The organism is Paenarthrobacter sp. PPS72 (genome assembly GCF_048537125.1).
GTDB classification, from domain to species: Bacteria; Actinomycetota; Actinomycetes; order Actinomycetales; family Micrococcaceae; genus Arthrobacter; species Arthrobacter nitroguajacolicus_E.
Genome location: NZ_JBLYIE010000023.1, coordinates 74,786 through 84,412, shown reverse-complemented (window position 1 = coordinate 84,412; position 9,627 = coordinate 74,786). Strand labels below are relative to the sequence as shown.

Here is a 9,627-nt window from a genome sequence, read left to right as displayed (position 1 = left end):
GGATCTCCTGCCCGGCCATTCCGGCCTGCGGAAGGATCTCGGCGGCGAGGGCCAGTCTGCGTCGGGCCTCGCCGATGCCGATCCGCAACCGTGCCCGCAAGAACTCCGCCGCGTTCCGGTACCCGTCATCCAAGACACTGGGCGCATTCGCACTGGACACCACTGCATTGGTCGCTACTGCATTGGTCGCTACTGCATTGGTCGCTCCCGCAACCGTCGAGCCGGTGGAGACGGCTGATTCGGTTTCGGTTTCTGTCCACCCGGTCCGCCATTCCGGTGCCGCCGCTGACGTCCCGGGTCCCGTTTGCTGTGCTTCCTTCCGGGTTCGCTCCACAGCCTGGGCCGCGACAAGCTGCAAGTACTCCAACGACCGGGAAATCTCCTCAACCCTGCCGGCAAAATCAGCAGCCTCAACAAAGCCGAACAACCGGGCGTCATCGGCCGCGGACAACCGCGCGGAATCAAGGAGGGTCTCCCCGTCTTCGAGAAACGTCATGAGCTGCCGTCCGGCAGCCGACGCGGGCACGGGACGCTGAGTGTCCAAGCCTTGGTCCGTCCCTGAAGTCCTGGTGAACCGGGCCTTTCGGTTGAGCAACCCGGCGCCATTATGCACCCCGGCGCCGTTGAGCAGCCCGGTACCGTTGACCGGCCCGGTACCGCTGAGCAGCCCGGCGCCGTGGAATCGGCCGATCACGGTGATGGGCGCCGTCGAGTCCTTGAACCCAGCCTTGACCAGGTCCGGTCTGCTCAAGACCCGCTGTGGCCGCACCGCAGCCGAGGCAGCGACAAGGGACGATTCCGCCCATGATGCCATCGACTGCGCCAATTCCTCCATGAATAAATCATTTCATTGGGGTCTGACATTATTAGCTCCCTTCGATGACCCTCCTGCGTGCCGCTGGAATCGCCTTCCAAAGGGGGGGACATGATCCGAACGATTTGGAGCAAGCTCACCGTTGGGCAGCGGGGGATCAGCAGCGGTCAGCTTCGCTTACTCCGGGTAGCCATACTCCTCGTCCGTGACCAACTCACCCCATGTCGTCTCTGAACCGTCAGTAGCGCCGGCGGTTTCCCACATGGCCAAGTGGCTCATGAAGTGGTCCGGAGCTGCGCCGTGCCAATGCCATTCACCCGGTGGCCTATAGATGGTTTGGCCCTGCTGGACCACTTGCACCTCACCACCGCGTGACTGTGCCAGGCAGACGCCGTCGGTGACGTGAAGCGTTTGTCCCGCCGCGTGACTGTGCCACGCGGTCCGCGAACACGGCGAGAAACGGACGAGGTTCACCCGCAGCTGCGAGGAAGCTTCACCCTTCGCGATGACGTCAAAGTAGACATCGCCGGTAAACAGCCCAGCCGGTCCTTTGGTGCTGGTGGTCTTGGGGAGAATGTCCGTGGTTCCTTTCCGTAACGACTGCGGTATCAGCTGTACTAGATGTTCCGGGAGGCGCCGGAATCCTCAGGTACCGCAATGGTGGTGGCAGCCCAGCTTGCAAGCAGTTGCAGCGCGTCCGCCGTTCCGGTGCCGGGGTCAGCGTTATAGACCGTGAGGGTCAAACCGGCATCGGCGGAAAGCTCGAGGGCTTCGTACAACAAATGCAGATCGCCGACTATCCGATGGCGGAAGTGTTTTTTCCCCGTGAAGTGCTGGCGGACATTGTGGGAGGCCCAGCGGACCCGGAATTCCTCACTGCGGGTGGACAGTTCGCCTACCAGGTCGCTGAGTCCGCGGTCGTAAGGATCGCGGCCCGCCTCGGTCCGCATAATGGCCACGGTGTCATTGGCTGCCCGTTCCCAATCCGTGTAGAAATCACGGCTGCGTGAATCCAGGAAAAGGAAGCGGGCATGGTTGGGCGGTCCGGCGGGACTGTCATAAATATCGGAGTACAAAGCCCGACCCAGGGCGTTGGTTGCCAAGAGATCCAGGCGACCGTTGCGGATGAAGGCGGGTGATCCGCTGATCGCATCAAGGGTGAGTTGAACGCCAGGTCGAATGGCCTGCTTCCGGACCGGCCGTCGTCGTGCTTTGCCACCGTCACTTGCCGCGCGGGCGAGGTCGTACAGGTGGGCGCGTTCGGCGTCGTCGAGTTGCAAGGCGTTCGCCAACGATTCCAGCACGCTTTCTGAAACTCCTGCGAGGTTTCCCCGCTCCAGGCGGGTGTAATACTCCACGTTTACTCCGGCCAGCATGGCCACTTCGCCGCGACGCAGGCCCGGTACACGGCGGTTGCCGCCGTAGCCGGCCAGTCCCGCTTGCTCGGGAGTGATCTTCGCCCGCCGCGTGGAGAGGAAGTCGCGCGTCTCTGTACGGTTGTCCATGTTTCAACGGTAGGACCTTTGGCCCGCTGAGGGAGTCCCTGTCAGTACCCCTAACAGCAGTAACTCCTTCCCTTCAGGAAAAGGAGGTTAGATGGAAACATCCAATAACGTTCACCATGCAGGAGAAACATGCCTACCGCTAATGCTTACGCTGCCCCCTCGGCCACGGGCGACCTGACCCTGACCACCATCGAACGTCGTGAGGTTGGCCCGCACGACGTCCACATCGACATCAAGTTCGCAGGCATCTGCCACTCGGACATCCACACCGTTCGCGGTGACTGGGGCCCGCAACAGTACCCCTTGGCTCCCGGCCACGAGATCGCCGGCATCGTCACCGAGGTTGGTTCGGACGTCACCAAGCACCAGGTGGGCGACCGCGTGGGCGTCGGCTGCATGGTGAACTCCTGCAAGGAATGCAAGAACTGCCTTGCCGGTGAGGAACAGTACTGCCTCAAGGGAAACGTGGGCACTTACGGCGCAGTGGACCGCGACGGCACCATCACGCAGGGCGGCTACTCCAGCAGCGTTGTGGTGAATGAGGACTTCGTCGTCACCATCCCGGAAGGTTTGGACCTCGACGTCGCCGCACCTTTGCTGTGCGCCGGCATCACCACCTACTCGCCTTTGCACCATTGGGGCGCCGGCCCCGGTAAGAAGGTTGCCGTGGTAGGCCTGGGCGGGCTCGGCCACATGGCCGTCAAGATTGCCGACGCCATGGGCGCCGAGGTGACTGTGCTCTCGCAGTCGCTGAAGAAGATGGAGGACGGGCTCAAGTTGGGCGCGGACCACTACTACGCCACCAGCGATCCCGCCACGTTCGAACAGCTTGCAGGCACCTTCGACCTCATCATCAACACCGTCAGCGCCTCCATCGACATCAGCGCCTACCTGCAGCTGCTCACCCTCGACGGCACGCTGGTCAACGTCGGCGCACCGGCCGAGCCGCTTCCGGTCAACGTGTTCTCACTGATCACGGGTCGTCGGCGCTTCGCCGGTTCCGCAATTGGCGGTATCCGCGAAACCCAGGAGATGCTGAACTTCTGCGCGGAACATGGCCTCGGCGCAGAGATCGAGGTCATCCCGGCCAGCAAGATCAACGATGCCTACGAGCGCGTCCTTGCCTCTGACGTCCGCTACCGCTTTGTCATTGACGCCTCGACTATCGGCTAGAGGCACAAAGCCTTCGGAGCAAGCACCTTCGAAGCAAGCACCTTTGAAGCAAGCACCATGAAAAAGGCCACGCCCCTTGAGGGGCGTGTCCTTTCCAGTGCCAGGCAACAGGGACAATGGTTTGGTGACTTTCAGACTGGACACCATAGGTGCGGGGCTGGTCTTCGCTGATGCCCTCGCAAACCTGGCTGGCGCACTGAAGGACCAGGGCGACGGCGGCACCGTAGTCGGGGGAACGGCAGTGGTTCAGGCGCCTCCCGGCACTGGAAAGACCACACTGGTTCCACCGCTGCTCGCCAATCTTGTGTCCGAACGGAAGCCCGGCCAGCCACGCGTCGTCGTTACCCAACCGCGCCGTGTTGCGGCCCGCTCAGCCGCTGGGCGCCTGGCCTCGCTGGACGGCAGCCGCCTGGGTACCAGGGTGGGCTACACCGTCCGGGGTGAAAGCAAGGTGGGCAAGGACACGGTGGTCGAATTCGTCACGCCAGGAATTCTCCTTAGGCGTCTCTTGGCTGATCCCGGCCTGGAAGACGTCCACGCTGTTGTCCTGGACGAGGTCCACGAACGTGGACTCGAAACGGATCTGCTGGTCGGCATTCTCGCGGAGGTCCGTGAGCTGCGCGGTGACCTCACATTGGTGGCCATGTCCGCAACCCTCGACGCACCGCGTTTTGCATCACTATTGGGAACAGGTCTCGACGGCGGCGCTCCGGCTCCCGTCGTCGACTGCCCTTCCGCGCTGTACCCCCTCGAGGTCCTGTGGGCTCCCGCGCGGGAGCATCGATTGGATGCCCGGGGTGTGTCCCGCAGTTTCCTCGATCACGTGGCCCACACGGCGGCGGCGTCCCACGCGGCTGCCCTGAGCCGGAACCCGGAGGTGGACGCACTGGTTTTCCTCCCGGGAGCCCGGGAAGTTTCCGACGTCGCCACCCGTCTTCGCGGGCAGCTGCCACAAGGTGTGGAGGTGCTCGAGTTGCACGGCCAGATCGGTCCGGAAGCACAAGACCGCGCGGTATCCGGCCGCGAAAATGGCGGGCGGCCCCGGATCATCGTGTCTACGTCGTTGGCTGAGTCGTCCCTCACCGTCCCGGGGGTGCGGTTGGTCATCGACGCCGGGCTTTCCAGGGAACCGCGTCGGGACGCCGGACGTGGCATGTCCGGACTTGTGACCGTTTCCTGTTCGCGGGCATCGGCCGATCAGCGTGCCGGCCGTGCAGCGAGACAGGGGCCGGGCACGGTGGTCCGCTGCTATGACCAGCAAGCCTACGCTGCAGCGCCGGCACATCAGACCCCCGAAATCTCCGTGGCAGACCTCACCGGTGCGGGCCTGGTCCTTGCCTGCTGGGGCGCGCCTGGGGGTTCAGGCTTGAAGCTCCCGGACACACCGCCAGTCGTAGCCATGAACGACGCCATGGAGGTTCTCCTGGAACTTGGTGCTGTCGCCAAGGACGGAACAGTAACCGCCGTGGGCAAGACCTTGGCCCGCGTCCCGGCCGACCCCCGCCTCGCGCGCGCCTTACTGGACGGATCCCCGGTGGTGGGCCGCCGCGCAGCGGCTGAAACAGTGGCACTCGTAGCCGGCGACCAGAGACCACCCGGCGCTGACCTGACAAAGCTGCTTACTGCGCTTCGTTCGGGATCAGACCAGGGAGCCCGTCGTTTCGTGGAGGACGTCAAGCGGTTGGAGACGCTGATACAGAACGGGGCGTCGATACAGAACGGGGCGTCGATACAGAACGGGGCGTCGATACAGAACGGGGCGTCGATACAGAACGGGGCGTCGATACAGAACGGGACATCGATACAGAACGGGACATCGATACAGAACGGGACATCGATACAGAACGGGGCTTCGATGCGGCGGAAGACCGTCGCGAATTCCCAGCCGACCGCCGACATCACGGCGCGGGAAGCCCCAGGCTTCGTGGTGGCGCTGGCATTCCCGGACCGCGTGGCAAGGCGTGTTCCCGGTGACGGATCCAGCACGTACTTGCTTTCGTCAGGGACGCGGGCCGGGCTTCCCGCGGGAAGTTCATTGTCCGGACATGACTGGCTTGCCGTGGCCGAGGTGTCCCGCGCGCAAGGACGCGATGCCGCGGGAACTGGCGCCGTCATCCGGTCGGCGGCTCCGTTGTCAGCCGAACTGGCTGTACTTGCCGCGCCGGGCCTGCTTACGGAGACGGTACAAGCGAATTTCCACCAAGGCCGGGTTATGGCCAGGTTGGAGCGGAGCCTGGGTGCCATTGTGTTGTCTTCCACACCCGTCCGTCCCACCGCCGAGTCCGGCCGGCACGCAGTGTCCAAGGCGTTGGAAACGTCGGGATTGTCCATGATCGGCTGGTCGGCCGCAGCCGATACCCTGCGCAGGCGTCTTGCATTGCTGCACCGGGAACTTGGAAGTCCATGGCCCGACGTCCGGGAAGCCGCCCTGTTGTCCAAGCTGGAGGAATGGCTGGGAGCGGAGTTGGAGGCGATGGCCACGGGCGCCGCGGTGGGTTCCATCAACCTCCTTGACCCTTTGAGGCGCCTCCTGCCGTGGCCGGAGGCCGCGCGGCTCGATGAGCTCGTGCCGGAGCGCATGCAGGTACCGAGTGGTTCGCGGGTCCGGATCGACTACCCCGAGGTTTCGGACGGCAGCGGCACACATCACGACGGCGGCCGACCGGTAGTGGCGGTCAAGCTTCAAGAATGCTTCGGTTGGGACCGCACGCCGCGCCTGGTGGAGGGCAGGATCCCGGTGTTGTTCCATTTGTTGTCCCCGGCGGGAAGGCCCTTGGCCGTCACGGATGATCTCGCATCCTTCTGGTCCGGTCCCTACTCCCAGGTCCGGGCCGAGATGCGTGGGCGCTACCCCAGGCATCCCTGGCCCGAAGACCCGTGGACCGCGCCGGCTACGGCCAGGACGAAGAACCGGATGTAGCCGGACGTCCGGTCCCCGGAGGGGCGGCTAGGATTGCCGCTCCAACATGAACTGGATCTCGCCTTCCACAAACGTCCCCAACACGGTGCTGCGGGCAAATTCGTCCGGGGCAGTGGCCAGGGGATCGAGTTCGAAAGCCGTGAAGTCTGCCCGCTTGCCTACCGAGATCGAGCCCGAAACATCCCACAGCCCTGCAGCTTTGGCCGCATGTGAGGTGTATCCCTCGAGCGCTTGAAGCGCAGTGAGTGCCTGCGATGGTGCGATGGGTTCCTGCTCCGGATTCCCCGAGCGTCGGCGCAATTGGGCATCCGCGATGATGGGAAGCGGCTCGTAGGGCGCGATCGGCCAGTCGGAGCCGATACCCAAGGTCACTCCGGCGTCCCGCAGATCCCTGCAGCGCCACGCCCTGTCGGCACGCTCCGCCCCCAACCGGGTGGACCAGTTGTCGCTGTGATCCGCCAGCGAGTAATGGGTGCAGTGGGTGGGCTGCATGCTGGCCACCACGCCGGCGCCCTTGAAGCGTGCCACCAGCTCGTCGGGCACGGTTTCTATGTGCTCTATCCTGTGGACGGTACGGCGAAGGACGTCTAGTGGAACACTGCTTCGCAGCGATTCCAAGGCCGCCAACACATGGTCCACTCCAGCATCGCCGATTGCGTGCGTGGCAGTGGGGATACCACGGGATGCAAAGTAGCTGACGGCAGCGGAGTACTCTTCAGGACGCGGCCAGAACGGCGCAACGGATTGCCCGTGAACATCAGGTTCGTAGAGCCAGGCCGTCCCGTTGTCCACGGTGCCATCGACGAAGAGTTTGATGGCTTCGATGGACCAGCGGCGGCCACCGGAGCCGATGCTGCGCGCGAGGTGTTTCCATTCGGCTTTGCCACTTCCCGGCATGCACCACGGCGCTGCCCGTAGCCGCAGGGGGAGTTCGCCGTCGGCCTCCAACGCCTGGAAGAGCGCCGTGGATTCCTCACTGTGATCCATGACGTGGCCACCCGTCAGTCCCGAACGTGCGAGGTCGCTCAGAAGCTCGGCGAGGCGCGCTTTGCGTTGGGCGAACGATTCCCGTGGGATGTGCCGCTGCACCAACTCCATGGCCGCAGCTTCGAGCAGGAGTCCGGTGGGAACGCCGTCTGCGTCACAGACCACCTCAGAAGCCTGGTCAAAGGAAACGCGGCCCTTAATTCCGGCCAGCTCCAGGGCGCGGCTGTTTGCCAAGGCCGAATGCCCATCGAACAACCGGATGAGCGCAGGCTGGTCGCCTGAAACGCCATCCAGCACGCTGCGATGCAGCGGTATTGTGCCGAAAGCGTTCGGGTTCAATCCCCATCCACGCAACCACCCGCCGTCGCGCGCTGCTTCTGCCCGCAGAAGTGTTGAAACCTCGTCCAGCGAGGTGGCCCCGGCGAGGTCGACGCCGATGGTCAGGTCCAATCCGAACACCGGGTGGATATGGCAGTCGACCAATCCCGGCGTGAGCGTTGCGCTGCCGAGGTCCACCACGCGCGTGTCTGCTTGTTGCCAGTCCCTGGCGTCTTGTCGGCTTCCGACGGCGGCAACCAACCCGCCGCTGACGGCAACAGCCTGGATAGGCAGTTCGCGTGAAAGCCCGTCCATGGTGTGAATGGTGTCGGCAAGGACGATGAGGTCAGGAGTCATGGGTTTCGAAGCTTCCAATCCGGGCGAAGACGTCAGGGCGGGTGGTACGCAGCCTGCGGGCAATCAGCAGGCCTGCAAGGAAAACGACGGGCGTGACCATGAGCAGGATGGTGTTGGTGAGCGCATCCGCAAAGGTGAGGAGTTCGATGTTGATGGCGATCAATGCCACTACGCCGAACAGCAGGACGGCCGAGGCAACGCTCACGGGAATGAGCAAACGGTGAGTTGCTGCGGCGGGAGTGCGCCGCAAATAGATGAACGCTGCCACTGATACGAGGCCCTGCAGGGCCACGATCCCAACAATGCCCGGCGTATTGACCCAGATCAGTAGTTGCCTATAAGGGTCAGCACCGGCAACGGCGCAAATGCTGATGACGACGGCGGCCAGAATGGTTTGGATCTGCCCGGCACGGTGGGGGGACTTGTACTTGGGGTGGGTCTTTCCCAGGAACGCGGGAAGCACGCCGTCTTTGGCGAGCATGTACACGTAGCGGTTGATCGCATTATGGAAGGCCAGTTGTGAGGCGTAAACGCTGGTCACTATCAGCACGTACATGACTACTTCCGCCCAGGGGCCCACGTACTGGTTGATGGTGGCGAAGAACATTCCATCGGCCAGTTCACCGGCAGCAACAACCACGTTTCCGTCGCCGTAGGCCTGGATGACGGTCCACACAATGAAGGCGTAGAACACGGACATGAAACCCACCGCGATGTAGGTTGCCCGGGGAACGGACTTGTCCGGATTCCGCGCCTCACGCCGGTACAGCACCGTGGATTCAAAGCCCATGAAGGCGGCAAAGCAGATAGCCAGGACGGCTAGAACACCCGGCGTGAAGGCGTGCTCGGGGGAGAATGAGGCGAAGCTGATGCCGTCGGCGCCGCCGCGTGCAAGGATTCCGAACCCCATGATGGCCAGGATCGCGGTTTCGGCGATGAGTAGGACGCCCAAGACTTTCGCGCCAACATCGATGCCCCGGTATCCAAGGAACCAGACGGCCGCGATGGCTACCAAAGCCACGGCCGGCCAGGGCACGTCCAGGCCGAAGAGGGCCAGCAGCATGCCTTGGGTTTGGACGGCGAACAGTCCGTAGACGCCGATTTGCAGGCAGTTGTAGGAAACGATTGCCAGGATGGCTGCGGCCAGGCCCACGGTTTTTCCCATGGCCAAGGTGATGTAGGTGTAGAAACCGCCCGCGGCCTTGACGTGTTTGGTCATGGCCATGAAGGAGACAGCGAAAACCAGCAGGACAGCTCCGGCAATGGCGTATCCCATGGGGGCGCCGATGCCCGCGACGCCGATGGCTACGGGGGCGACGCCGGCCATTACTGTCAGTGGAGCGGCTGCGGAGATCACCAGGAAGGCGATACCGCCGGTGCCAATGGCGTTCCGTTTGAGCCCGTTTCCAGCATCTGCTGCCGGAGGTCGGGTTTCGAGGTCAGACATGGGGATCCTCTGGGTGTTTGGGGAGGGAGAGTTTTTCAGGAGAAGCCGAACATAAGCGAAAGGCTTTCGTTTATCGTAAGTCCTTGTGACCTCGGGCACAATACCC

General features: G+C 63.6%; 6 protein-coding genes and 1 pseudogene. 2 read left to right on the top strand and 5 right to left on the bottom strand.

What is annotated here, in order from left to right:
• The 3 genes and pseudogenes from ACLRGI_RS12220 to ACLRGI_RS12210 form a co-directional block, all read right to left on the bottom strand.
• Window positions 1-835 (bottom strand): annotated as a pseudogene (locus ACLRGI_RS12220) (HNH endonuclease signature motif containing protein); the annotation flags it as partial.
• 156 nt (window positions 836-991) lie between these two features.
• Window positions 992-1,390, bottom strand: coding sequence for a (R)-mandelonitrile lyase (locus ACLRGI_RS12215; RefSeq protein ID WP_503827036.1), 399 nt, complete (start codon window positions 1,388-1,390; stop codon window positions 992-994).
• A 41-nt stretch (window positions 1,391-1,431) separates the two neighbouring features.
• The gene (locus ACLRGI_RS12210; RefSeq protein ID WP_419201911.1) at window positions 1,432-2,319 is read right to left on the bottom strand and encodes a helix-turn-helix transcriptional regulator; all 888 of its coding nucleotides are present in this window, start codon (window positions 2,317-2,319) and stop codon (window positions 1,432-1,434) included.
• 129 nt (window positions 2,320-2,448) lie between these two features.
• Between ACLRGI_RS12210 and ACLRGI_RS12205 the strand changes: the two genes are divergently transcribed.
• The gene (locus ACLRGI_RS12205) at window positions 2,449-3,492 is read left to right on the top strand and encodes an NAD(P)-dependent alcohol dehydrogenase (protein WP_419201910.1); all 1,044 of its coding nucleotides are present in this window, start codon (window positions 2,449-2,451) and stop codon (window positions 3,490-3,492) included.
• A 124-nt stretch (window positions 3,493-3,616) separates the two neighbouring features.
• Window positions 3,617-6,412 carry an ATP-dependent RNA helicase gene (locus tag ACLRGI_RS12200; protein ID WP_419201909.1) on the top strand — a complete coding sequence of 932 codons (2,796 nt, stop codon included), beginning with the start codon at window positions 3,617-3,619 and terminating at the stop codon, window positions 6,410-6,412.
• 27 nt (window positions 6,413-6,439) lie between these two features.
• Here ACLRGI_RS12200 and ACLRGI_RS12195 read toward each other — a convergent pair whose 3' ends face one another.
• Together ACLRGI_RS12195 and ACLRGI_RS12190 are read right to left on the bottom strand one after the other, a co-directional pair.
• A complete protein-coding gene (locus ACLRGI_RS12195; protein WP_419201908.1) occupies window positions 6,440-8,074 on the bottom strand; it encodes an amidohydrolase in 1,635 nt (544 codons plus the stop codon).
• Window positions 8,064-9,521, bottom strand: a complete 1,458-nt coding sequence (locus tag ACLRGI_RS12190) for an APC family permease (RefSeq protein WP_419201907.1) — start codon at window positions 9,519-9,521, stop codon at window positions 8,064-8,066. The genes ACLRGI_RS12195 and ACLRGI_RS12190 overlap by 11 nt, the downstream gene beginning before the upstream one ends.
• Window positions 9,522-9,627: the final 106 nt, after the last annotated feature.

Excerpts from the sequence above, each read along its gene's own strand:
- ACLRGI_RS12210 (WP_419201911.1), bottom strand. The coding sequence starts at position 2,319 with ATGGACAACCGTACAGAGACGCGCGACTTCCTCTCCACGCGGCGGGCG.
- ACLRGI_RS12205 (WP_419201910.1), top strand. The coding sequence starts at position 2,449 with ATGCCTACCGCTAATGCTTACGCTGCCCCCTCGGCCACGGGCGACCTG.
- ACLRGI_RS12195 (WP_419201908.1), bottom strand. The coding sequence starts at position 8,074 with ATGACTCCTGACCTCATCGTCCTTGCCGACACCATTCACACCATGGAC.
- ACLRGI_RS12190 (WP_419201907.1), bottom strand. The coding sequence starts at position 9,521 with ATGTCTGACCTCGAAACCCGACCTCCGGCAGCAGATGCTGGAAACGGG.